The following is a 24,142-nucleotide window of genomic DNA, read 5'->3' as shown; positions in this document are numbered from 1 at the left end:
TACATATTTCCGGTGGGTACCGACCGTTGGTCGGTACCCCATCAACACGGGTTACGGCTTCACGTCCACCCACACCAGATGGTGGTCGCTGCCGTCGGCGATCTTCGCTTCGGCGCTTTCATTCGCCGGCCAGAACACGCCGCTGCCGATGTACTCGAAACCGGTCGAGGGCAGCACGTAGTCCAAGCGCATGGTGCCGGACTTCGGCCCGAAATCACCGGTGGCATGGAACGGTGCGCCCTTGCGGGCGATGCCCTTGGCCGCGTAGGCCAGGCTGGTCTGTTCGGCGCCGACGCTGCGCGGTGTGGGGTAGCGCAGCACGCGGGCGTTCTCGATCAGTTCGACGATGGCCTCGTGGCGGCCATCACCATCGACCGGATCGTTGTTGAGGTCACCGAGGATGACGAAGCGCGCGTCCTGCGCGAGGCCACCGCACTGGCCCTTGTCGTCGCACAGCCAGGGCTTGTCACCCTTGGACAGGTATTCCTGCCACAGGCGCAGTTCGTCGTGGTTGCGCGCCGCATTGCGCTTTTCCGGGCCGTCGAACACCGGCGGGGTCGGGTGCGAGACCAGCGCGTGCACCACGCCGGCCGGGGTCTTCACCGGTACATCCCAATGCGACTTCGACGACAGCCGCAACTGCGACCACACGCTGTCGTTGTAGAAGCTCTTGCCAGTACGCGGGTCGATCGGGCGGATCGCGCCGGGCATCGCACTCCACTTCAGCAGCTGGAAGCTGCGCACCTTCGCTTCGTCGATCGGGTAACGCGACAGCACCAGCATGCCGTACTGGCCCGGGTGCAGGCCGTAGCCCCAGGCGTCGTTGCCACGGCCACGACCTTCACCGCCGACCACACCGTTGCCGTCCAGGTCCAGGCCGCTGGGCACGCCGGTGTTCACCGGTGCCAGGTAGCGGTAGGCGAAGTGCAGCGGCTTGCCGCCACCGGGCTGGGCCACTTCCAGGTAACGCTTCTGGAACAGGTCGGCAGCGCGATGGGCGTCGTCGAAGTCGAATTCGTTCAACAGCACCAGGTCCGGACGCGCCTGCTGCAGTACCGCGGCGATCTTGCGTGCGTGTTCGCTGTCGCCTTCCAGCTCGGCGATCAGGCCGCCGGCTTCGTCCGAATACAGCGAGGTGTTGTAGGTGGCCAGGCGCAGCGCTGCAGACGGTTTTTCGGTCATCGCGGGGGACGTGGCGAAGGCGGGAGCGGTGGCGCCGCAGAGCAGGGCCAGGCCGAGGATCAGGGGTTTGGCGTTCATGGGCCGTATTGTGCACCCGGCCCGGTGTCAGTGGTTTGTCAGCGTCCGTCCAGATCGTCATCGAAATCATGCCAGCGGCGGCCATCGTAGGCCTCCAGCGGGCGGTAGCGCCGCTTGTAGTCCATCTTCTGGTGCTCACGTATCCAGTAGCCCAGGTACAGGTGTGGCAGGCCCTCGCGGCGGGCCCATTCCAACTGCTGCAGGATCGCGAACGTGCCCAGCCCCCGCGCGGCATGGGCAGGATCGAAGAAGGTATAGACCGCCGACAGCCCATGCTCGGTGACATCGGTCACCGCTACCCCCAGCAGCTGGCTGGGTTGGCCATCGTGGCCGGGCAGGCGCATTTCCATGAAGCGCGTGTGCGACCAGCTGCCGATCAGGAACTGCTCGAACTCGTGCGGGCCGTGGTCGTCCATGCCGCCCTTGGCATGACGATGCACCAGGTAGCGGTGGTACAGCTCGAACAGATCCTCACGCGGCATCGCCGCAGTGATGCGCACTTCCAGATCGGCATTGCGGGCGGCGCAGCGGCGCTGGCTGCGGTCCGGGGCGAAGCGCGCCACCGGGATGCGCACGGCGACGCATGCGTGGCAGTTCGCACAGTGCGGGCGATAGACCAGATCCCCGCTGCGGCGGAAGCCCCAGCTCAGGGCCAGCGGATACAGCCCGCCGAGCCGACGGTCCTGCGGGTCCAGCACCAGGTCGCGTGCAACCCGGTCCGGCCAGTACCCGCAGGGGTGCTCGCCGGTCTGGAACAGTCGCAGTTCGTCGTCTCTGTCGCCATGTATCGCCATGGGCACAGCATAGCTCCAGCCTGTCGCAATGGCGGCGACTGTCCGCCGGATGAATGGATCGGGCGACTGCGTCAACCACGGTCGCGCTCGGGCGTTGTTGTCCTCCGAGGGTGAGGTGTTCACCCCGATGCCAATCCCATTCCCAGGAGTGACCCCATGATCCGTACCCCCCTGTTGCTGGCCCTGCTGCTCGGCACCTCCGCGACCGGTATCGCCTTGGCTGCCGACACCCCGGCGGCACCGGCACAGCGTTCGGCCAAGCTGGATACCAATGGCGATGGCGTCGTCGACCGCAGCGAAGCGGCGGCCAACCCGCGCCTGGCCGCGAAGTTCGATGAGCTGGACAAGAACAAGGACGGCAAGCTCTCGCGTGATGAGCTGCCGCGCTGGAAGCAGGGCCGCCACGGCGGTCGCAGCGGCGAACGCTGGGCCAAGCTGGACGCGAACAAGGATGGCCGCATCAGCCGTGAGGAAGCCAAGGCTGATCCGCGCCTGGCCGAGCGTTTCGACCAGCTCGACCTCAACAAGGATGGCTACCTGGACAAGGCCGATCGCGAGCTGCGCATGAAGCAGCACCGTGATGCCTGGTTCGCCGCAGCCGATACCAACAAGGACGGCCAGCTGAGCAAGGCCGAGTTCGACGCTGCCAAGGGGCCGATGCACGGTGGCCCGCGCCACGGTGGCCCGCGTGATGGCAGCGCGCCGAGACCCCAGCGCTGAATTTCAACGCAGTGATTTGACGACAACGCCGGCGGACTGCCGGCGTTGTCCGTTACAGGCGACCACTCCGCACAAGCGAATACAGCACGAGCGCAATGACCATCAGGTTCATGGCGATGATGCCGGTGCGGCCGTACATGGCCTCGTACTTCCAGTTGATCCCGGTGAGCCCGCGCTGCAGCGAGTCGCGCGCGATCATCGGCGCCATCAGCCGCTGCAACGGTACCAGGCACTGGTAGTTGACCACGGCCAGGCCCGCGACCTGCACCAGCAGGACAGCCCAGAGCGGCGCCTGCAGCAACACCGCCATCAGGATCGTCAGGCACCAGAGCATGCAGGTGCCTATGTTGAGATAGAGAAAACGGCGGACGTCGCCGCGCTCGGCCTCGTTCCGGGTGTACGACATCAGGAGGCGTCCACCGAAGTAGCTGCCGACCGTGCCACCAACCACGCCGCCGATGACCGCTCCCCAGCTTTCAGCCGGCATCACATGCAGTTGCCCCAGTGCGGCGGTCAACGAGCCCAACGCGGTACCGCCGGCGGCACTTGCGCCACCGAGGCCGAGCTTGCTGCCACCAATGCCGACACCGGTACCCAGCAGGATCGCCGCGCTTGCGGTGCCGGGTGCGGCGATCATCACCATCGACACCACCGTCGTTGCGAACGCTGCACTGGGTGCGCTGCTGCGTGCGAATTCACCGAAGCGCTGCAACAGGCCCTCGCGTACCAGTGCACGGGCGCGTGACAGGCGCTTGCGTACCGCCGCGTCGCTCAACCCGAGCAGGTCAGCAACCTGCTGCGAATGCTGGCCCTCGCGGTAATACAGCAGCAGCACTTCGCGGCTGTCGGCAGGCAGCGCAGAAATGATGTCCTCGGCAGCGACTTCTTCTTCCAGGCGCTGCAGACGATCGGCGGCGCCCGGGGTGGGATCGGCCGCCATGCCCAGCGCCACCTCGGCGGCTTCGCCACTCAGCGGTCGGCCCCGCTGTGCCCGCAGCCAGTCGCGGGCCAGGTTGCGGGTGATCTGCCGCAACCAGGGAAGGAAGCTGGTCGCGCTGCGCAGCTGGTGCAGTTGCTGCCAGCCTTTCACGAAGGCTTCCTGGGCGATGTCCTCGCTGGCCTGGCGGTCGCCGGTGATGGCCAGGGCGATGGCGGTGACCGTGTTCTGGCAGGCCAGTACGATGCGGCCATAGGCATGCTGGCAACCGCCGCTGGCGGCCGGCAGTTCGCGGTGCAGTGTGTCGTCGATGCTTGCGGCGAAGGTCGTCATGGCGGCGGGCTCCTGCAGGGATTGTGTCCCAAGACGGAGCTGCGCGCCCAATGTGACCGGTTCGCGACCCGGTAGCGCCGGGCCATGCTCGGCGGCTCTTCTGTCAGGCCACTGCGCTCGCCGGGCATGGCCCGGCGCTACCTGCGGTTGCCGGCCAGCGGCCGGCACTACCACCAGGTTACTTCGCCGGCTGGATGCGGACCCGCACTTCCTCTTCTTCCGGCGGTGCCGGCGCGGCCGGTTGGGCTTGCTGCGGCTGGGCCTGCGGGGCGGGCACCGGTGCGGCGGGGGCAGGGGCACCGCGATGGCGCAGGCCGATCACCAGCGCCACGCCGGCGATCACCACCAGCAGGGCGATGCGGATGCGCCAGGCCCAGCCACGACCACCGGTACTTTCCTGCACATCATCGCGGAAGGCGAACTCGGCGGTCGGGTGGTCACGGCGGGTGGTGTCGAGCAGGCGGGCGTCGCGCAGGATTTCGCGTGCGCGCGGCTGGTCGTCGGCACGCACGACCCACACCGCCGGGTAGGCGCCGGCATTGCCCAGGTCGGTATAACTGAACTGGCCCCGGCGGCGGGTCTTGTACGAGCGCCCGTTGGTGACCTTCACCTGGATGTCGTGGCTGCGCAGGAGCTCGGCCACGCCTTCCACGGTTTCCACGCGCTGGCTGCTGAAAATCTGACGCATCGGATCAATCCTTGGCCGGCACGGCGGCCGCTGCTGCCTGGTCCGGAACCACGCGGATCAAGCCTTCCTGGGCGGTGCTGGCAACCAGCACGCCATCACGGGTGAAGAACTGGCCGCGGGCCAGACCACGCGAATCCTGCGCGCTGGGGCTGTCCAGCGAGTACAGCAGCCAATCGTCGGCACGGAACGGGCGGTGGAACCAGATCGCGTGGTCCAGCGAGGCCATCTGCACATGCGGATGGTAGTAGCTGATGCCGTGCGGGAAGGTCGCCGTGCCCAGCAGGTGGAAATCCGACGCGTAGGCCAGCAGCGCCTGGTGCAACTCAGGCGCATCGCCTACACGCTCACTCAGGCGCAGCCAGACCTGGTGGTAGGGCGGGCGCTTGGGTGGGTTCAGTTCATCGCGCGGATACACATGGCGGAATTCGAACGGACCACCGCGCGAAAGCCAGCGCTGTACCTTGATCGGCAGGCGTTCAAGCACCTCTGCCGGCAACGGGCGGTTCGGTTCGATGTCTTCCGGTTGCGGCACTTCGGGCATCTTGTGCTGGTGCTCGGCACCGGATTCGGCCTGCTGGAACGAGGCGGCGCAGAAGAAGATCACCTTGCCATGCTGGATCGCGGTCACCCGGCGCACCGAGAAACTACCGCCGTCGCGGGTGCGGTCGACGTCGTAGACGATCGGATGATCGATGTTGCCGGCGCGCAGGAAATACGCATGCAGCGAGTGCACATGGCGACCGTTGTCGACCGTCGCCTGGGCGGCCGCCAGGGCCTGGCCCAGCACCTGCCCGCCGAACACGTACTTGGTGCCGATGTCGCGGCTCTGGCCGCGGAACAGGTTGTCCTCCAGCCGCTCCAAGGTGAGCAGATCGATCAGCTCGGAGACGACGGGTTCGGGCGTGTCGTTCAAGGGGGCGGCCACAACAGGGAAAGAGGGCCTGATTATACCGGTGAAGGCCGGATGCCCCATCTTCGGTAGTGCCGGCCGTTGGCCGGCATCCGCAGGCGTCCCGGAAGGATCGCCAGGCTGCCGGCCAGCGGCCGGCACTACCGTTTACTTGCCGAGGCGCGCCGCCAGCGCCTGCAGGGCGTTCTGCGCGTCCGGGGCAAACCAGGCGTCGACGAAGCGGTCGAGCTGGATCAGGTCCGGGTGCAGCGCGTCGTGCAGGTCGGCGCGGGCGATGGCGCGGGTCAGCAGCATCGGCTGGCGTGGCTGCTTGAGCAGGTTCTGCAGCCAGGCGATGGCGCGTGCCACCACCAGATCACCTTCTGCCAGTTCATCGACCAGGCCGATCTGCAGCGCCTGTTCGGCCGGCACCAGCGAACCGGTGGTCAGCAGCACGCCGGCACGGTGCACGCCCACCGCACGGCGCAGCAGGCGCTGGATGCCTTCCGGTGCGATCAGACCGACCTGCACTTCGTTCAGGCCGATGGCGTACGGGCGTGCAGGATCGGCACTTCGCGCCATTACCCGGTAGTCGCAGCACAGGGCAGCACGCAACCACCCGCCGGTGCATGGCCGGTGAGCGCAGCCACCACCGGGATGCGGCTCTCGGCCAGCGTGCGTACGGCGCCGAAGAAGGCGTTCCAGGTGTCCAGCAGCTTGTGCTTGTCATCGCCATGCGAGAGCAGGTGCGGCACGTCCATGCCGCCGGTGAAGATACGCTCGCTGCCAGACAGCACGATGCCGTGTGCGTCCTCGGCCATCGCCAGTTCGATGGCATGGATCAACTGCCGGCACAGTTCGGTGTCCAGTGCGTTGACCGGCGGCCGCGCCAGCCGCAGTTCGCGGATGGGGCCATGGTTGATCACCTCGATGAGTGTCGTCATGCTGCGGTCTCGTTGCGGACAGGAATCTGAGGCGATGATAACCAAACCATTCGTTGGCGTATTGTTGATGATGTGTGCGGGCGCAGCATCGGCGGCGGGAACGGTGCCCAACTGCGTCACCGTCTCGTGGCCCTGGGTGCGTCTGCCGCCCAATGCAGAGGCGATGCCCATGACGGCCGGTTACGCGGTGATCCGCAACGGCTGCGACACCAAGGTGGTCATTACCGGTGCGCGGACGTCGTTCTTCGACGATGTGTCGTTCCACGAGACCAGGATCGTCGATGGGGTCAGCCGCATGCGCCCGGTCGAGCGCCTGCCACTGGCGCCGGGTGCAAGCGCCGAGCTCAGGCCTGGGGGCCTTCACCTGATGCTGAGCAAAGGTACGCGCGTACTGCACGAGGGGCAGCCCATGTGGCTGCAGCTGCAGCTGGAAGGCGGTACCGAAGTCAGCACGGCCCTGATCGCGCGCAAGGCCGCGCCGTAACGCGGCGCTCGTTCCGCCGGGCATGGCCCGGCGCTACCCAGGCATCGCGGCCGAATCGACACCGGTAGCGCCGGGCCATGCCCGGCGAGCGCGCGGCGCGGTGGGTTTACGACCAGTCGTACGAGAACAGCACCGTGCGGCTTTCCGGTTCGTACAGCATCACGATGGCATCGGCGCCGGCGGCACACCAGTTGTAGCCGGCGACTTCGGCCACGGCGAAGAATTTCCTGCCATCGCGGGTGATGATCGCGCGTTCGGCATCGTCCGGCGCATGGCGGTCGTCGGCAGCCTCGGTGAACGCCAGCGCGAAGGCGGCGGGAATCTCCGTGGTTTCAATCCAGTTGCCGGTCGAAATCTGCCCGCCCAGCACATCGAGGTACGCCTGCTCGCCGGGTTCGCCATCGCCATAGCGCGAATAGCTGGCCAGCTTTCCGTGCTGCTTGAAGTAGGCCTGGGCCTTGGCATGGCTGTCACGCATCTCGGCAATGTGTGCGCGCGCATCTTCGTCTTCCACCGCATCGCCGATGAAATAACCCTCGTTGCCGAGGAAGCGCATCTGGTTGCCGTCGGTCAGCTCGAAAGCGATCCAGTTGCTGCCGGTAAATTCGTTGTGGTGTTCTTCGGTGTCGTCACCGATGCAGCCTTCATACGGCTCGATCGGGCACAGCATGGTCGCCATCTGGCCGGCCAGTTCCGGCCGCAGCACACCCAGATCGATCTTCAACAGCGGCAGCAGGTGCTGGCCGAGCCACGCCTGGTCGGCCGGGAAGACATCGGTGGGGAAGGGGGCCATGCCGGGCAGCAGGTCACGCAGTTCGGTGTGGTGGATCATGTCAGTCCTTTGAACAGTGTCGGTAGTGCCGGCCGCTGGCCGGCACCCTCATTGCCGCCGAAGCGTGCCGACCAAGGTCGGCAACTACCAGGGTATTTCAGGTGGACGCGCTGCGGATCGCGTCAGGCAGCGGCGCACTCTTGCCGGTCTGCGTATCCATCCACACCACCACCACGTTGCCGTCCGAATACAGCTTCGACTCATCCTGCTGGTCGACGATGCGATGACCGATGGTCACGCTGCTGTTGCCCAGGCGCTCGACGAACAACTCGACCAGGATGTCGTTGGGCCACACGATCGGCAGCCGGTAGTTGACGTTGGTCGCGGCCACCACCGGTGCGATGCGGTCGGTCATCGACACGCCGTCCACGCCCAGCATCCAGCGCACGCGCGCCTCTTCCAGGTAGGAGATGTACTTGGCGTTGTTGACGTGGCCCATGCTGTCCATGTCGCGCCAGCGCACGCTGATCGGAATGCGGGCCAGGATCTTGTGTTCGCTGCTCATCAGGCGTCCTTCTTCTTCTTGGTGCCGGCCGCGGCGGTCTTGCTGGCCTTGCCGGTGCTCTTGGCCGCAGCCGCTTTCTTTGCCGGCTTCTCTGGCTTGACCTTGCGCGGCGGGCGCGCATCGGGCTTGTTGGCCACAGCGGCGGGCTGGTCCGGTCGCGCGCTGGTGGACGGCAGCATCCGGGCGAGGAACTGGCCGGTATACGAATCCGGGCATGCAGCCACGTCTTCCGGCGTGCCGGTCACCAGGATGGTGCCACCGCGATGACCGCCTTCCGGACCCAGGTCGACAATCCAGTCCGCGGTCTTGATGACGTCCAGGTTGTGCTCGATCACCACCACCGTGTTGCCCTCGTCGCGCAGCTTGTGCAGCACGCCGAGCAGCGCTTCGATGTCGTGGAAGTGCAGGCCGGTGGTCGGCTCGTCGAGGATGTACAGGGTGCGGCCGGTATCGCGGCGCGACAGTTCCTTGGACAGCTTCACGCGCTGTGCTTCACCACCGGACAGCGTGGTCGCGCTCTGGCCCAGCTTGATGTAGCTCAGGCCGACATCGACCAGGGTTTCCAGCTTGCGGGCGATGGACGGTACCGGCTCGAACAGCTTCAACGCATCTTCGACGGTCATTTCCAGCACGTCGTTGATGTTGAAGCCCTTGTACAGGATCTCCAGCGTTTCGCGGTTGTAGCGCTTGCCATGGCAGACGTCGCAGGGCACGTACACGTCCGGCAGGAAGTGCATCTCGACCTTGATCAGGCCATCGCCCTGGCAGGCCTCGCAGCGGCCGCCACGCACGTTGAAACTGAAGCGGCCCGGCGAATAGCCGCGCGCACGCGATTCGGGCACCTGTGCGAACAGTTCGCGCAGGGGGGTGAACAGGCCGGTATAGGTGGCCGGGTTCGAGCGCGGAGTACGGCCGATCGGTGACTGGTCGATGTCCACGACCTTGTCGAACAGGTCCAGGCCATCGATCTCCTTGTACGGCGCGATCGGGTGCGAGGCGCCGTTGATCTCGTTGGCAGCCAGCGAGAACAGCGTGTCGTTGATCAGGGTCGACTTGCCCGAACCGGACACGCCGGTCACGCAGGTCAGCAGCCCCGCCGGAATGGCCAGGTCCACGCCTTTCAGGTTGTTGCCGGTGGCGCCACGCAGATGCAGCGTCATCTTCGGGTCCGGCTTGTGCCGGCGCGCCGGGATCTTGATCGCGCGCTTGCCCGACAGGTATTGGCCGGTCAGCGAACGCGGTGCATCGAGGAGGTCCTGCAGGCTGCCCTGGCCGACGATCTCACCGCCGTGCACGCCTGCGCCCGGACCGATGTCCAGCACGTAATCGGCCAGGCGGATCGCGTCTTCGTCATGCTCGACCACGATCACCGTGTTGCCGAGGTCACGCAGGCGGGTGAGGGTGCCCAACAGGCGCTCGTTGTCGCGCTGGTGCAGGCCGATGGACGGCTCATCGAGCACGTACATCACGCCCACCAGGCCGGCACCGATCTGGCTGGCCAGGCGGATACGCTGTGCTTCGCCACCAGAGAGGGTGTCGGCCTTGCGCTCCAGGGTCAGGTAATCCAGGCCGACGTCGACCAGGAAGCCGAGGCGTTCGCCGATCTCCTTGACGATCTTCGCGGCAATCTCGCCGCGCCAGCCCGGCAGGCTCAGCTCGCTGAAGAACTTCAGGGCTTCATCGATCGGCAGCACCACCAGTTCCGGCAGCGGGCGGTCGGCCACGAACACGTTGCGCGCGGCCCTGTTCAGGCGTGCGCCATTGCACTCGGGACAGGCATGCTCGCTGATGTACTTGCCCAGCTCTTCCTGCACCGCCGCCGATTCGGTTTCCTTGTAGCGGCGTTCGAGGTTGGGAATGATGCCTTCGAAGCGATGCTTGCGCTGGGTGCGGCCACCGGCCTCGGTGAAGTAGGTGAAGGTGATCGCTTCCTCGCCGCTGCCATACAGCACGGCCTGCTGCACCTTGGCCGGCAGCGAGTTCCACGCCGCGTCAGTGTCGAACTTGTAGTGCTTGGCCAGCGAGGCGATCAGCTGGAAGTAATAGGCGTTGCGGCGATCCCAGCCGCGCACGGCACCGGCAGCCAGCGACAGCTCGGGATGCACCACCACGCGCGAGGGATCGAAGAACTCGGCCATGCCCAGTCCATCGCAGCCGGGGCAGGCGCCCATCGGTGCGTTGAACGAGAACAGGCGCGGCTCCAGTTCGGGCAGCGAATAGTCGCAGACCGGGCAGGAATATTTCGACGAGAACAGGGTAGGGGTCGCAGCGGCGTCGTCCAGCGACTGCACCGACGCCATGCCATCACCGAGTTTCAGGGCTGTTTCGAAGCTCTCGGCCAGGCGCTGCTTGATGTCTTCGCGCGGGCGGAAGCGGTCGATCACCGCTTCGATGGTGTGCTTCTGGCGCAGCGCCAGCGGCGGCACCGCATCGATTTCGTACAGCTCGCCATCCACGCGCACACGCACGAAACCCTGCGCGCGCAGCTGGTCGAACACCTGCGCGTGCTCGCCCTTGCGGTCGCGGATCACCGGCGCCAGCAGCATGTAGCGCTGTTCCGGGTCCAGCGTCAGCATGTGGTCGACCATCTGGCTGATCGTCTGCGCTTCCAGCGGATAGCCGTGGTCGGGACAGCGCGGCGTGCCGACACGTGCGTAAAGCAGGCGCAGGTAGTCGTAGATCTCGGTGATCGTGCCGACCGTCGAGCGCGGGTTGTGCGAGGTCGACTTCTGCTCGATCGAGATCGCCGGGGACAGGCCTTCGATGTGGTCCAGGTCCGGCTTTTCCATCACGCTCAGGAACTGCCGCGCATACGCCGACAGGGACTCGACGTAACGCCGCTGGCCCTCGGCATAGATGGTGTCGAACGCCAGCGACGACTTGCCCGAACCGGACAGGCCGGTGATCACGATCAGTTTGTCGCGAGGCAGGTCGAGGTCGATGTTCTTGAGGTTGTGCGTCCGCGCGCCGCGGATGCGGATGAAATCCATCGCCATGGGGAATCCGGTTGTGGGGGCGTGGCTGGGCCGCCGGGCCAGCGAAAGGGCGGCAATCGGTCAGCCTACCGAGGTGACCAGATGGGGGCAATGGGCGACAATGCCAGCCCGGTGTCTCACCCCGTGAGACCGACCGACAGCTTTGTGCAGCGCCGAGCCATGCTCGGCGGCGTGGCCCCCGAACCGTTCAGCCGAGCATGGCGCGGCCCTGCAGGGGGCGCCCGGGCCGTTCAGGGGGTTGACTTGACCCGCCCCCGGTGGGCTGCGTACAATTCCGCTCCTGTCCGCCCTCGATGGCGACAGTCCATAGACCACAATAACTACAGAGGAAGTCTGGTCATGTACGCAGTACTGGTCACCGGCGGTAAGCAATACCGCGTGGCGCAGGGCGAAAAGCTCCGCATTGAAAAGCTCGAAGTCGAAGTCGGCAGCGAGATCAAGTTCGACAACATCCTGCTGCTCGGCGACAGCGATGGCATCAAGATCGGCGACGCCCTGAGCGGCGCTGCGGTCACCGCCACCGTCCTGTCCCAGGGTCGTGCCGACAAGGTCCGGATCATCAAGTTCCGTCGCCGTAAGCACCACATGAAGCGCCAGGGTCACCGTCAGTACTACACCGAAATCGAGATCACCGGCATTGCCGGTGGCAGCAAGTAAGGAGATAGGTCATGGCACATAAAAAAGGCGTAGGCTCTTCGCGCAACGGTCGCGACTCCAACCCGAAGTACCTCGGCGTCAAGATCTTCGGTGGCCAGGCCATCGAAGCCGGCAACATCATCGTGCGTCAGCGTGGCACCCAGTTCCACCCGGGTGCTGGCGTCGGCCTCGGTCGTGACCACACCCTGTTCGCCCTGACGGACGGCAAGGTGGAGTTCACCGTGAAGGGCCCGAAGAAGCGTCGTACCGTCAGCGTCGTCTCGGTCGAAGCCTGATAAGGCTGCGTCCGGCGCCCATGCCTCGGCATGGCCGTGCTGGATGAAGAGCTCGCTGCATGAAGAGCCCCGCTTCGGCGGGGCTTTTCGTTGGAATCAATGGTAAAACGGGCATTGCCCGGTTGTCGGCCAGCGGCCGGCACTACATCAAGGTGGCGGCGTGCATGCCGCGCCCATCGCAGGCATCGAAACAATGAAACTGGTAGACGAAGCAGAAATCGAAGTGTTCGCCGGCAACGGCGGCAACGGCTGCATTGGCTTCCGTCGCGAGAAGTTCATTCCGCTCGGCGGCCCGGACGGCGGCGACGGCGGTGCGGGCGGCAGCGTGTGGATCCGCGCCGACGAAAACCTGAACACCCTGGTCGACTTCCGCCATGACCGCATCTTCAAGGCGCAGCGCGGCGAGAACGGCATGGGCCGCCAGGCCTATGGCAAGGGTGGCGAAGACCTGGTCATCACCGTGCCGGTCGGCACCGTGATCATCAACGTGGCCACCGATGAAATCATCGGCGACCTGACCCAGCATGGCGACCGCCTGCTGGTGGCCAAGGGCGGCCGCGGCGGTCTCGGCAACATGCATTTCAAGAGTTCCACCAACCGCTCGCCGCGCCAGGCGCTGCCGGGCGAGCCGGGTGAAGAGCGCACGCTGAAGCTGGAGTTGAAGCTGCTGGCCGACGTCGGCCTGCTGGGCTTCCCCAATGCCGGCAAGAGCACCTTGATCCGCGCCGTCTCGGCGGCGACGCCGAAGGTGGCCGATTACCCGTTCACCACGCTGTACCCGAACCTGGGTGTGGTGAAGGTGGAGAACTACCGCAGCTTCGTGATCGCCGATATTCCGGGCCTGATCGAAGGTGCCGCCGACGGTGCCGGCCTGGGCGCGCAGTTCCTGCGCCACCTGCAGCGCACCCGCCTGCTGCTGCACCTCGTCGACATCTCGCCGATGGAAGGTGGCGTGGAAGGCGTTTCCCCGGTCGAGCAGGTGCGTGCCATCGAGCGCGAACTGGAAAAGCACGATCCGGAGCTGCTGGCCAAGCCGCGCTGGCTGGTGCTGAACAAGGCTGACCTGATGTTCGAGGACGAGGCCAAGGCCGCCGCCGAGAAGATCGTGGCCGAGCTGGGCTGGAAGGAGCCGTGGTTCCTGGTGTCCGCACTGGGTCGTGAAGGCACCTTCCCGATCATGAGCCGGATCATGGCGTTCTTCGATCGGCAGAAGGAAGACGAGCTCGAGGCGGCACGCAACGCGCAGTAATGCCTGTTGTGGTTCCCGCGAAAAACCCGGCTTCGGCCGGGTTTTTGTTGGCTACGATCCGGCTTCTGTAGAGCCGAGCCCATGCTCGGCTTTCCGTGCAGGCAGCAGCCGAGCGTGGGCTCGGCTCTACAGGAGGGTGGCGCAGCTTGATCGGGCGTCGACGTCGGTGTCGGTAGCGTCGGGCATCAGGTTCCAGGCAACAAAAAACCCGGCCGAGGCCGGGCTTTTGCGTGCTGCCGGAGCCGAAGCCCCGGCAACCAACCGGATCAAGCGGCCGAGAGGGCCTTGATGCGGTCGTTCAGGCGGCTCTTGTGGCGAGCAGCCTTGTTCTTGTGGATCAGGCCACGCGCGCTGAAACGATCCAGGATCGGCTGGGCAACGGCGAAGGCGGCTTGGGCGCCGGCGGCATCGTTGGCGTCCAGCGCCTTGATCACTTTCTTGACAGCGGTGCGCAGCATCGAGCGCTGAGCCACGTTGCGCGCGTTGCGCACGACGGTCTGCTTGGCGCGCTTCTTGGCGGACTTGATATTGGCCACGGTGGTGGTTTCCTGAAAAATCGGTGTTATGGGAACAGCAAGCTAGCTAGTATGATGGCGTAAGAAATGTACGTCAAGTCGATTGTCAAGAGGGACGTTGAGTGAGTTCACCCAAGATGTTGCGGGGCCTGCTGTCGTTCAGCAGCATGACCATGGTCTCGCGGGTTCTCGGCCTGGTCCGGGACCAGGTGGTGACCTCGACCTTCGGCACCAACGCCATCACCGATGCTTTCTGGGTCGCCTTCAGGATACCCAATTTCCTGCGCCGCCTGTTCGCCGAGGGCTCCTTCGCCACCGCATTCGTGCCGGTGTTCACCGAGGTGAAGGAAACCCGCAGCCACGCCGAGCTGCGTGAACTGATGGCCCGCACCGCCGGCACCCTGGGCGGCGTGCTGATGCTGGTCACCGCGCTGGCGCTGATCTTCGCGCCGCAGCTGGCATCGGTCTTCGCAAGCGGCGTCGACACCGACCCGGCCAAGCAGGGCCTGCTGGTCGACCTGTTCCGCCTGACCTTCCCGTTCCTGCTGTTCGTCTCGCTGACCGCCCTGGCCGGCGGTGCGCTGAACAGTTTCCAGCGCTTCGCGATGCCGGCGCTGACCCCGGTCATCCTCAATCTGTGCATGATCGCCGGCGCGCTGTGGTTGGCGCCGCGGCTGGGTGGCACGCCAGAAAAGCAGATCCTTGCCCTCGGCTGGGCCGTGCTGGCCGCCGGCCTGCTGCAGCTGCTGTTCCAGCTGCCGTCGTTGAAGGGCATCGACCTGCTGACCCTGCCACGCTGGGGCTGGAACCATCCGGGCGTGCGCAAGGTGATGACGCTGATGGTGCCGACCCTGTTCGGCTCGTCGGTGGCGCAGATCAACCTGCTGCTGGATACCGTCATCGCGGCCAAGCTGACCGATGGATCGCAGTCCTGGCTGTCGCTCGCCGATCGCTTCCTGGAGCTGCCGTTGGGCGTGTTCGGGGTGGCCCTGGGCACGGTGATCCTGCCGGCACTGGCACGGCACCATGTCAGCACTGACCGCGAAGGCTTCTCGCGCTCGCTGGACTGGGGCCTGCGCATGACCCTGCTGATCTCGGTGCCGGCCATGCTCGGACTGCTGCTGCTGGCCGAGCCGCTCATCTCCACGATCTTCCAGCACGGCCAGTTCACCGCCTTCGACACCCGCATGACGGCGTTGTCGGTATACGGCCTGAGCTTCGGCCTGCCGGCGTTCGCGCTGCTGAAGGTGGTGCTGCCGGCGTTCTACGCGCGGCAGGACACCAAAACCCCGGTGCGCGCCGGTGTCGCCGCGCTGGTGGCCAACATGGTGTTCAACTTCGCCCTGCTGGCGGTGTTGTACCAGGTGATGGTGCCTGATGAGCTGAAAGCGCAAGGGGTGATGGCCGCCCTCGGCAAACAGCCCGGCCTGCACCTGGCGCTGGGCATTGCCAGCGCGCTGTCCAGTTACCTGAACCTGGGGCTGCTCTGGTACTGGCTGGGCAAGACCGATGTCTACCAGCGTCGTCCGGGCTGGGGCGGTTACCTGCTGCGGCTGCTGGTGGCGTGCACGGCGATGGTCGGCGTGCTGCTGGCCCTGCTGTACTGGCTGCCCGGCTTCTCGTCGATGGGCGTGTGGGAGCGGATCGGTGCCCTCGGCCTGCTGGTCGGCGGTGGCGGGCTGACCTATCTGCTGGCAATGGTCGCGATGGGCTTCCGTCCGCGCGACCTGCGTGGGCATTGATCGTGGCTCCCGGCGGCTATACTTCAGGGTTACACCATTGAAACGGCGGGCTGCGGCCGGCCGGAACGAGAGTTGATGAGCAGGCTGTTCAGAAGCGTCGAGGGCGGGGAACTGTTCCCCAACGGAAGCGTGGTCTGCATCGGTGCATTCGACGGCCTCCACCTGGGCCATCGTGCGCTGGTGCGGCACGCGGTCGCGCGCGCGCGCGCCTTGGGTGTGGCCGCCGTGGCGGTGGCCTTCGAGCCCTTGCCGCGTGAGTTCTTTGCCCAGGGCACGCCGCCGCCGCGGTTGACCCTGGCCCGCAGCAAGGTCGAGATCCTGCGCGAACTGGGCGTGGATGCGATCGGCCTGCTGCGCTTCGACGAGGCGATGGCGGCAATGCCGGCCGAAACCTTCGTGCGCCAGCTGCTGGCCCAGCGCCTGAACGCCCGTGAGGTCTGGATCGGGCCGGAGTTCTGTTTCGGCAACCGTCGCCGTGGCGATCTGGCCCTGCTGCAGGCGCTGGGCGCCGAGCTTGGTTTCAGCGCCGGCGAGATCGAAGCGGTCGACCTGCATGGTGATCGCATCTCCAGCACCCGTATCCGCCAGCTGCTGCAGGAAGGCGACTTCGCCCGCGTCGGCGACCTGCTCGGTCGTCCCTACTCGATCAGCGGGCGGGTGGTGCGCGGGCGTCAGCTCGGCCGTACGCTGGGCTTCCCCACCGCCAACCTGCGGTTCCCGAAGACCCCGGCGTTGTCGGGCATCTACGCGACCTGGGTGCACGGGGTGTTCGACCAGCCCTGGCCGTCGGTGTCCAGCTTCGGCACCCGCCCGACCGTGGACGGCGTGGAGCCGCTGTTGGAAGCGCATCTGTTCGATTTCCAGGGCGACCTGTACGGGCGCCACATCGAAGTGGAATTCGTCGCCAAGCTGCGTGATGAAGAGAAATTCAACGATCTGGCGGCGCTGACCGACCAGATGCACCGCGACGCCGAACAGGCGCGTGCCATCCTTTCCGAACATAGATTGCGAGCCACTGCGTGAGCCAGGACTACAAGACCACCCTCAACCTGCCGGCCACCGAATTCCCGATGCGCGGCGACCTGCCCAAGCGCGAGCCGGGCATTCTGGCGCGCTGGGAAGAGCAGGGGCTCTACCAGCAGCTGCGCGACAACGCCGCCGGCCGCCCGCTGTTCGTGCTGCATGACGGCCCACCGTACGCCAATGCGCGCATCCACCTGGGCCATGCGGTCAACAAGATCCTCAAGGACATCATCGTCAAGTCGCGCTACCTGGCCGGCTTCGATGCGCCTTACGTGCCGGGCTGGGACTGCCACGGCCTGCCGATCGAAATCGCGGTGGAAAAGAAGTGGGGCAAGGTCGGGGTGAAGCTCGATGCCGTCGAGTTCCGGCAGAAGTGCCGCGAGTTCGCCGAGGAACAGATCGACATCCAGCGTGCCGATTTCAAGCGCCTGGGCGTTACCGGCGACTGGGACAACCCGTACAAGACCCTGAGCTTCGATTTCGAGGCCAACGAGATCCGTGCGCTGTCCAAGATCGTAGCCAACGGCCATCTGCTGCGCGGCGCCAAGCCGGTGTACTGGTGCTTCGACTGCGGTTCGGCGCTGGCTGAAGCCGAGATCGAGTACCACGAGAAGACCTCGCCGGCGATCGACGTGGCCTACGCCGCGCGTGATGCGCAGGCGGTGGCGCAGGCATTCGGCGTCAGCCTGCCGGCCGATGTCGAAGTGGCCGTGCCGATCTGGACCACCACCCCGTGGACGCTGCCGGCCTCGCTGGCGGTGTCGCTGGGCGCGGACATCCGCTACGTGCTGGCCGAAGGCCCGGCGCACAACGGCAAGCGCCGTTGGCTGGTGCTGGCCGCGGCGCTGGCCGAGCGCTCGCTGCAGCGTTACGGCGTGGACGCGGTGGTGCTGCACGGTGAAGCCGAAGGTTCGGCGCTGGAAAACCAGCTGCTGTCGCACCCGTTCTACCCGGAGCGCGGGATCCTCGTACTCAACGGTGAACACGTGTCCGACGAGGACGGTACCGGTGCGGTGCACACCGCCCCAGGCCACGGCCAGGAAGACTACGTGGTCAGCCAGAAGTACGGCCTGCTGGACAAGTACAACGCCGGCCAGATCACCCCGATCGACGGCCGTGGCGTGTACCTGGAGTCGACCCCGCCGGCAGGCGACGTGGTGCTGGCGGGCCAGCACCTGTGGAAGGCGCAGGAGGCGATCGTGCAGGTGCTGCGTGACAGCGGCGCACTGCTGGCCTTCGTCGAGATCCGCCACAGCTACCCGCACTGCTGGCGTCACAAGACGCCGGTGGTGTTCCGTGCCACCCCGCAGTGGTTCATTTCGATGGACAAGGCCAACCTGCGCAACGATGCGCTGGCCGCCATCGACACCGTCGGCTGGTTCCCGAGCTGGGGCAAGGCACGTATCCAGAGCATGGTCGACGGTCGCCCGGACTGGACCATCTCGCGCCAGCGCACCTGGGGCGTGCCGATCGCACTGTTCACCCACCGCCAGACCGGCGAGATCCACCCGCGTTCGGTGGAGCTGATGCAGCAGGTGGCCGACCGCGTGGAAGCTGAAGGCATCGACGTGTGGTACTCGCTGGACGCGGCCGAACTGCTGGGCGCCGAAGCAGCCGACTACGAGAAGGTCACCGATATCCTCGACGTCTGGTTCGATTCCGGCGTAACCCACGAAGCCGTGCTGGCTGCGCGTGGCTTCGGCAAGCCGGCCGACCTGTACCTGGAAGGCTCCGACCAGCATCGCGGCTGGTTCCAGTCCTCGCTGCTGACCGGCGTGGCCATCGACAAGCGTGCGCCGTACAAGCAGTGCCTCACCCACGGTTTCACCGTGGACGAGCACGGCCGCAAGATGTCCAAGTCGCTGGGCAACGGCATCGAGCCGCAGGAAATCATGAACAAGCTGGGCGCGGACATCCTGCGCCTGTGGATCGCCTCGGCCGACTACAGCAACGAGATGTCGCTGTCGCAGGAAATCCTCAAGCGCACCGCCGACGCCTACCGTCGCCTGCGCAACACCGCCCGCTTCCTGCTGGGCAATCTGGACGGTTTCGATCCGGCACAGCACCTGCGTCCGCTCAACGAGATGGTCGCGCTGGACCGCTGGATCGTGCATCGCGCCTGGGAGCTGCAGGAGAAGATCAAGGCGGCGTATGACAACTACGACATGGCCGAGATCGTCCAGCTGCTGCTGAACTTCTGCAGCGTGGACCTGGGTTCGCTGTACCTGGACGTGACCAAGGACCGCCTGTACACGATGCCGACCGATTCGGACGGCCGTCGTTCGGCGCAGAGCGCGATGTACCACATCGCCGAAGCGTTCACCCGCTGGGTGGCACCGATCCTGACTTTTACCGCCGATGAGCTGTGGGGGTACCTGCCGGGCGATCGTGCCGGCCACGTGCTGTTCACCACCTGGTACGAGGGCCTGGCTCCGCTGCCGGACGATGCCCAGCTCAATGCCGCTGACTTCGAGCAGTTGCTGGCCGTGCGCGAGCAGGTGGCCAAGGTGCTGGAGCCGATGCGTGCCAACGGCGCGATCGGTGCCGCGCTGGAAGCGGAAATCACCATTGCCGCCAGCGAAGAACAGGCGGCGAAGTGGCAGCCGCTGGCCGATGAACTGCGCTTCCTGTTCATCAGTGGCGACGTGCAGGTGCGCCCGGCGACCACTGACGAGGTGTTCGTCAGCGCCCAGCCGACGCAGAAGTCCAAGTGCGTGCGCTGCTGGCACCACCGTGCCGACGTTGGCAGCAATGCCGACCATCCGGAACTGTGCGGCCGCTGCGTGACCAACATCGCCGGTGCCGGCGAAGTGCGGAGCTGGTTCTGATGGCCGCCCCGCGCCCGCATCCCAATGCGCTGATCTGGCTGCTGCTGTCGGCCGTCATCATCGGCCTGGACCAGTGGTCGAAGGCCTGGGTGCTGTCGAGCCTGCCGGAGTTCCAACCGGTGGTGGTTATCGACGGCTTCTGGAACTGGTACCGCACCTACAACACCGGAGCAGCGTTCAGCTTCCTGAGCGATGCCGGTGGCTGGCAGAAGCACTTCTTCACCGTGCTGGCGATCGCCATCAGCGGCCTGATGGCCTGGTGGCTGCGTGCTACCGCCCGCGGCAACTGGAAGGCCGCGGTGCCGTACGCGCTGATCATCGGCGGTGCGATCGGCAACGTGATCGATCGCCAGGTGCATGGTCACGTGGTCGATTTCATCCAGTGGTACGTCGGCGAGCATGCCTGGCCGTCGTTCAACATCGCCGATTCAGCCATCGTGGTCGGTGCCATCGGCATCGCCCTGTTCGGCCTGTTCGACGGCAAGTCCGCCAAAAAGGCGGATAATGCCAACCCGAAACCGTAAGCCGGCCGCTGCCGGGAGACTGAACTGATGGATGTGCTGCTCGCCAACCCGCGTGGATTCTGTGCCGGCGTCGATCGTGCGATCGAGATCGTCAAGCGCGCGATCGAAACGCTGGGCGCGCCCATCTATGTCCGCCATGAAGTGGTGCACAACCGCTTCGTGGTCGACGACCTGAAGCAGCGTGGCGCGATCTTCGTCGAGGAACTGGACGAAGTGCCGGACAACAACACCGTCATCTTCAGCGCTCATGGCGTTTCCCAGGCCGTGCGCCTGGAAGCCGAGCGCCGGGGCCTGAAGGTGTTCGACGCGACCTGCCCGCTGGTGACCAAGGTGCACTTTGAAGTTGCCCGCCACTGCCGTGCCGGCCGTGACGTGGTGCTGATCGGCCACGCCGGCCATCCGGAAGTGGAAGGCACCATGGGCCAGTGGAACCGCGAAGCGGGCACCGGCCAGATCTACCTGGTCGAGGACGTGGAGCAGGTGGCCACGCTGCAGATCAACCAGCCGGAAAACTTCGCCTACACCACCCAGACCACGCTGTCGGTGGACGACACGCGCGGCATCATCGAAGCGCTGCGCGAGCGCTTTCCGGCGATGCAGGGGCCGAAGAACGACGACATCTGCTACGCCACGCAGAACCGCCAGGACGCCGTGCGCGACCTGGCCAAGCGCTGTGACCTGGTGCTCGTGGTCGGTTCGCCGAACAGCTCGAACTCCAACCGACTGAGTGAGCTGGCACGCCGTGAAGGCGTGGAGAGCTACCTGATCGATGGTGCGCACGAGATCGACCCGGCCTGGGTGCTCGGCAAGCAGCATATCGGCGTGACCGCAGGTGCGTCGGCGCCGCAGGTGCTGGTCGATGGCGTGCTGGCGCGTCTGGCCGAGTTGGGTGCCAACGGCGTAGGCGAGCTGGATGGTGAGCCGGAATCGATGGTGTTCGCGCTGCCGAAGGAACTGAGGTTGCGTCTGGTCGACTGAAAGGGGCTGATTCTGGTGGGTGCGAACTTTGGTTCGCACGGCTTCGGGATGCACGTTATCCACGCATGGCGTGGATCTACCGATGCGGCTCCCGGTCTATTGCGATGGTGCATCTTGTGGGTGCGAACCTTGGTTCGCACGGCTTCGGGATGCTCGTTATCCGCGCATGGCGTGGATCTACCCGGTACTCGTCAGCTTTCCAGTAGATCCACGCCATGCGTGGATGCTGTCAGTCTTCGCCAACGCTCCGTTGAGGCTTTGCCGCATCTGGTCGATGCGACACCGACCATGACCTTCGGCCATGGGGCCCGGCACCTCACAGGCCTAGCATCGGGGAATCCTTCGCTGCTGGAAGTTGCCGATGAAAACCCGTGCCCTGGTGATGTCCGTGCTGTTCGCGCTGGCGGCCACGCCCGCGTTGGCGCAGACCCCGCCACCGGGTGATGCCGCCGCCCCGGGCTTGCTGCGCATCGATGTCGACGCGCGCGATCTGGCTCGTCGCATCTTCAAGGTGACCGCCACCGTGCCGGCCAAGCCCGGGCCGATGACCCTGCTGTACTCGCAGTGGATTCCCGGCAACCATTCGCCCACCGGCCCGATCGACAAGCTCGCGGGCCTGAGGGTGACCGCCAACGGCAAGCCGTTGGCCTGGCAGCGCGATCAGTTCAACGTGTACGCCTTCAAGGTGGACGTGCCTGACGGCGTGAGCGAGATCGTCGCCCACTTCGATTTCCTGTCCTCGCAGGGCGGCAGCCAGGGCAGGGTGGTGATGACCCCGGAAATGCTCAACCTGCAGTGGAATGCCAACTCGCTGTATCCGGCCGGCGTGGACGCGCGCAACCTGCAGGCGCAGGCGAGTGTGACCCTGCCCAAGGGCTGGGCCTATGCCACCGCGCTGGAGACCGCGCGCCGCGATGGCGACACCGTCGTGTTCAAGCCGATCACCTATGACCATCTGGTCGACTCGCCGCTGTTTGCTGGTGAGCACCACCAGCGCATCGACCTCGATCCGGGTGCGAAGGTGCCGGTGCATCTGAACGTGTTCGCCGACGATGCCAAATCGTTGAAGCCGACCGATGCGCAGATCAAGCTGCATCGCGCGCTGGTGCAGCAGGCCGACAAGCTCTATGGCGCGCGTCACTACGATCACTACGAATTCCTGCTTGCCCTGACCGATCGCCTCGGCGGCATCGGGCTGGAGCACCATCGCTCCAGCGAGAACAGCGCCGATCCGGGTTACTTCACCGAGTGGGACAGCAATGCCTGGATGCGCGACCTGCTGCCGCATGAGTACACCCACTCGTGGAACGGCAAGTACCGTCGCGGTGCCGACCTGGCTACGCCCAATTTCAATACGCCGATGGGCGACAGCCTGCTGTGGGTGTACGAAGGCCAGACCCAGTTCTGGGGCCAGGTGCTGGCCGCGCGTTCCGGGCTGTGGTCGAACGAGCAGGCGCGCGACATGTTGGCGAACGTGGCGGCAACCTATGACCGCGGCCGCCCGGGACTTGCATGGCGCCCGCTGCAGGACACCACCAACGACCCGACCATCGCCCAGCGCCGCACGCTGCCGTACCGCAATTACCAGATGAGCGAGGACTACTACTCCGGCGGGCAGATGCTGTGGCTGGAAGTGGAGGGCAAGCTGCGCGGGCTGACCGGCAACCGCCGCAGCCTGGATGATTTCGCGCGTGCCTTCTTCGGCGTTGGCAACGGCGATTGGGACGTCAACCCGTACACCTTCGATGATGTGGTGGCTACTCTCAACGGCGTTGCGCCGTACGACTGGGCTGGTTTCCTGCGCCAGCGCCTCGACGGGCACGGATCGCTGACCGGTGGTCTGGAACTGGCCGGCTGGAAGCTGGTCTACCGCGATGCGCCGAACGAGGCCTACAAGGCACAGGAGAAACGCGCGAAGGCAGCACTGCTGGCCTACTCGTTGGGCGCGACGGTGCTCGACAGTGGCGTGGTCGGCGATGTGGTCTGGGACAGTCCGGCGTTCAACGCGGGTCTTGCACCGGGCATGAAGGTGATCGCCATTGGCGGTCGCGAGTACAGCAGCCAGCGCCTGAAGGATGCGGTGGCTGCAGCGGCCACTGACAAGGCGCCGATCACACTGCTGGTCAAACAGTTCGACCGCATCGACACGATGAAGATCGACTATCACGGCGGCCTGCAGTATCCGGTGCTGGAACGCATCGCCGGCCGCCCGGACCGCCTTGCAGAGCTGTGGAAGGCACGATGAGGCTGCGCACGCGGGATGGATTGATCCTGGTGATGGCCGTGCTGGCCATCGTCGGCGCCTACCTGGACGGCGACGGGCGCTGGCTGCACTGGTTGGCCAAGCCAGCGACCACGCTGCTGATCGCCGCCATCGCCTGGCAGGCGCGGCCGGTGGCGGATGCGTTCTACCGACGCGCGGTGCTGGCCGGCATGCTGTTGTCCTGCGTGGGCGATATCGCACTGATGCTGCCGATAGATGCGTTCGTGCCGGGGCTGGTTGCCTTCCTGCTGGCGCATCTGTGCTACATCGCCGCGTTCCGTGCCGGCCTGCGCGCGGGCCGCGGGTTGCTTGCCGCCTTCGTGCTGCTTGCCACATTCGCATCGATCAACGTGGCCGGTTTGTGGCCGCATCTGCCGCTGCCGATGCGCATTCCGGTGTTGGCCTACGTCGTGGTGCTGGCGGCCATGGCGGTGCTGGCACTGGCCCGTTACTGGAAGCGGCCGCACGCCGATGCGCTGGAAGCGGGCAGTGCGCGTTGGGCTGCCGGTGGCGCTCTGCTGTTCGTGGCCAGCGACTCGTTGCTGGCATGGGATCGCTTTGGCGGTGGCCTGCCGATGGCCAGCCTGCTGGTGCTGTCCACCTATTACGCCGCGCAGTACGCCATCGCCCGCTCGGTCAGATAGCAGAAAAGGGGACGGAGGGGATTAAGTCGCTTTCGCCGTTGGCGTGCCACTCGTGACTTAAT

At 66.0% G+C, this 24,142-nt stretch carries 21 protein-coding genes and 1 pseudogene; 12 read left to right on the top strand and 10 right to left on the bottom strand.

Translation table 11 applies throughout. The features are described from left to right. Positions 1-51: 51 nt before the first annotated feature. Both HUT07_RS13695 and HUT07_RS13690 read right to left on the bottom strand, forming a co-directional pair. Positions 52-1,260 carry an endonuclease/exonuclease/phosphatase family protein gene (locus HUT07_RS13695; RefSeq protein WP_176021386.1) on the bottom strand — a complete coding sequence of 403 codons (1,209 nt, stop codon included), beginning with the start codon at positions 1,258-1,260 and terminating at the stop codon, positions 52-54. 38 nt (positions 1,261-1,298) lie between these two features. Further along, positions 1,299-2,054 carry an arginyltransferase gene (locus HUT07_RS13690; RefSeq protein WP_176021385.1) on the bottom strand — a complete coding sequence of 252 codons (756 nt, stop codon included), beginning with the start codon at positions 2,052-2,054 and terminating at the stop codon, positions 1,299-1,301. A 156-nt stretch (positions 2,055-2,210) separates the two neighbouring features. Between HUT07_RS13690 and HUT07_RS13685 the strand changes: the two genes are divergently transcribed. Further along, positions 2,211-2,774: an EF-hand domain-containing protein gene (locus HUT07_RS13685; protein WP_176021384.1), complete on the top strand. Its 564-nt coding sequence runs from the start codon at positions 2,211-2,213 to the stop codon at positions 2,772-2,774. A gap of 52 nt (positions 2,775-2,826) precedes the next feature. Here the strand turns inward: HUT07_RS13685 and HUT07_RS13680 are convergent, their stop codons facing one another. The 4 genes and pseudogenes from HUT07_RS13680 to HUT07_RS13665 form a co-directional block, all read right to left on the bottom strand. After that, positions 2,827-4,044 (bottom strand): RNA polymerase sigma factor, encoded by a 1,218-nt coding sequence (locus tag HUT07_RS13680; RefSeq protein ID WP_176021383.1) that lies wholly within the window; start codon positions 4,042-4,044, stop codon positions 2,827-2,829. Positions 4,045-4,222: 178 nt separating this feature from the next. Next, positions 4,223-4,732 (bottom strand): pathogenicity-like protein, encoded by a 510-nt coding sequence (locus HUT07_RS13675; protein WP_176021382.1) that lies wholly within the window; start codon positions 4,730-4,732, stop codon positions 4,223-4,225. A 4-nt stretch (positions 4,733-4,736) separates the two neighbouring features. Beyond that, the gene (tesB, locus tag HUT07_RS13670) at positions 4,737-5,645 is read right to left on the bottom strand and encodes an acyl-CoA thioesterase II (RefSeq protein ID WP_089239560.1); all 909 of its coding nucleotides are present in this window, start codon (positions 5,643-5,645) and stop codon (positions 4,737-4,739) included. A 144-nt stretch (positions 5,646-5,789) separates the two neighbouring features. Then, positions 5,790-6,565 (bottom strand): annotated as a pseudogene (locus HUT07_RS13665) (enoyl-CoA hydratase/isomerase family protein). A 34-nt stretch (positions 6,566-6,599) separates the two neighbouring features. On the opposite strand from HUT07_RS13665, the gene HUT07_RS13660 reads away from it, so the two are divergent. Further along, on the top strand, positions 6,600-7,049 hold the full coding sequence (locus tag HUT07_RS13660; protein WP_176022555.1) for a copper chaperone PCu(A)C: 450 nt from the start codon (positions 6,600-6,602) through the stop codon (positions 7,047-7,049). Between the two features lie 106 nt (positions 7,050-7,155). Here HUT07_RS13660 and HUT07_RS13655 read toward each other — a convergent pair whose 3' ends face one another. From HUT07_RS13655 to uvrA, 3 genes are all read right to left on the bottom strand, one after another. Beyond that, positions 7,156-7,881: an enolase gene (locus HUT07_RS13655; protein ID WP_176021381.1), complete on the bottom strand. Its 726-nt coding sequence runs from the start codon at positions 7,879-7,881 to the stop codon at positions 7,156-7,158. A 97-nt stretch (positions 7,882-7,978) separates the two neighbouring features. Then, positions 7,979-8,386, bottom strand: a complete 408-nt coding sequence (locus HUT07_RS13650; RefSeq protein WP_032127586.1) for a thioesterase family protein — start codon at positions 8,384-8,386, stop codon at positions 7,979-7,981. Continuing rightward, a complete protein-coding gene (gene uvrA, locus HUT07_RS13645; protein ID WP_176021380.1) occupies positions 8,386-11,382 on the bottom strand; it encodes an excinuclease ABC subunit UvrA in 2,997 nt (998 codons plus the stop codon). The genes HUT07_RS13650 and uvrA overlap by 1 nt, the downstream gene beginning before the upstream one ends. A gap of 339 nt (positions 11,383-11,721) precedes the next feature. On the opposite strand from uvrA, the gene rplU reads away from it, so the two are divergent. From rplU to obgE, 3 genes are all read left to right on the top strand, one after another. Then, positions 11,722-12,039 carry a 50S ribosomal protein L21 gene (gene rplU, locus HUT07_RS13640; RefSeq protein ID WP_004148331.1) on the top strand — a complete coding sequence of 106 codons (318 nt, stop codon included), beginning with the start codon at positions 11,722-11,724 and terminating at the stop codon, positions 12,037-12,039. Between the two features lie 11 nt (positions 12,040-12,050). Next, a complete protein-coding gene (gene rpmA, locus HUT07_RS13635; RefSeq protein WP_176021379.1) occupies positions 12,051-12,314 on the top strand; it encodes a 50S ribosomal protein L27 in 264 nt (87 codons plus the stop codon). Between the two features lie 193 nt (positions 12,315-12,507). Next, positions 12,508-13,563, top strand: coding sequence for a GTPase ObgE (gene obgE / locus HUT07_RS13630; protein ID WP_032975970.1), 1,056 nt, complete (start codon positions 12,508-12,510; stop codon positions 13,561-13,563). Between the two features lie 266 nt (positions 13,564-13,829). Here obgE and rpsT read toward each other — a convergent pair whose 3' ends face one another. Continuing rightward, positions 13,830-14,099 carry a 30S ribosomal protein S20 gene (gene rpsT, locus HUT07_RS13625; protein ID WP_135272729.1) on the bottom strand — a complete coding sequence of 90 codons (270 nt, stop codon included), beginning with the start codon at positions 14,097-14,099 and terminating at the stop codon, positions 13,830-13,832. Between the two features lie 116 nt (positions 14,100-14,215). Here rpsT and murJ point away from each other — a divergent pair, with 116 nt between their 5' ends. From murJ to HUT07_RS13590, 7 genes are all read left to right on the top strand, one after another. After that, positions 14,216-15,820 carry a murein biosynthesis integral membrane protein MurJ gene (gene murJ, locus HUT07_RS13620; protein WP_176022554.1) on the top strand — a complete coding sequence of 535 codons (1,605 nt, stop codon included), beginning with the start codon at positions 14,216-14,218 and terminating at the stop codon, positions 15,818-15,820. 75 nt (positions 15,821-15,895) lie between these two features. After that, positions 15,896-16,843: a bifunctional riboflavin kinase/FAD synthetase gene (locus HUT07_RS13615; protein ID WP_176021378.1), complete on the top strand. Its 948-nt coding sequence runs from the start codon at positions 15,896-15,898 to the stop codon at positions 16,841-16,843. Next, positions 16,840-19,671: an isoleucine--tRNA ligase gene (gene ileS, locus HUT07_RS13610; RefSeq protein WP_176021377.1), complete on the top strand. Its 2,832-nt coding sequence runs from the start codon at positions 16,840-16,842 to the stop codon at positions 19,669-19,671. The genes HUT07_RS13615 and ileS overlap by 4 nt, the downstream gene beginning before the upstream one ends. Then, on the top strand, positions 19,671-20,195 hold the full coding sequence (gene lspA, locus HUT07_RS13605; protein ID WP_176021376.1) for a signal peptidase II: 525 nt from the start codon (positions 19,671-19,673) through the stop codon (positions 20,193-20,195). The genes ileS and lspA overlap by 1 nt, the downstream gene beginning before the upstream one ends. Before the next feature lie 27 nt (positions 20,196-20,222). Beyond that, positions 20,223-21,173, top strand: coding sequence for a 4-hydroxy-3-methylbut-2-enyl diphosphate reductase (gene ispH, locus HUT07_RS13600; RefSeq protein ID WP_176021375.1), 951 nt, complete (start codon positions 20,223-20,225; stop codon positions 21,171-21,173). A gap of 361 nt (positions 21,174-21,534) precedes the next feature. Continuing rightward, entirely contained in the window at positions 21,535-23,418 is a 1,884-nt protein-coding gene (locus tag HUT07_RS13595) for a M61 family metallopeptidase (RefSeq protein ID WP_176021374.1), read from the top strand. Beyond that, positions 23,415-24,080, top strand: a complete 666-nt coding sequence (locus HUT07_RS13590; RefSeq protein WP_176021373.1) for a lysoplasmalogenase — start codon at positions 23,415-23,417, stop codon at positions 24,078-24,080. Before HUT07_RS13595 ends, HUT07_RS13590 begins: the two co-directional genes overlap by 4 nt. The last annotated feature ends 62 nt before the right edge of the window (positions 24,081-24,142 follow it).

The organism is Stenotrophomonas sp. NA06056, assembly GCF_013364355.1.
Taxonomy (GTDB): Bacteria; Pseudomonadota; Gammaproteobacteria; order Xanthomonadales; family Xanthomonadaceae; genus Stenotrophomonas.
This window is presented reverse-complemented; position numbering and strand designations above follow the sequence as displayed.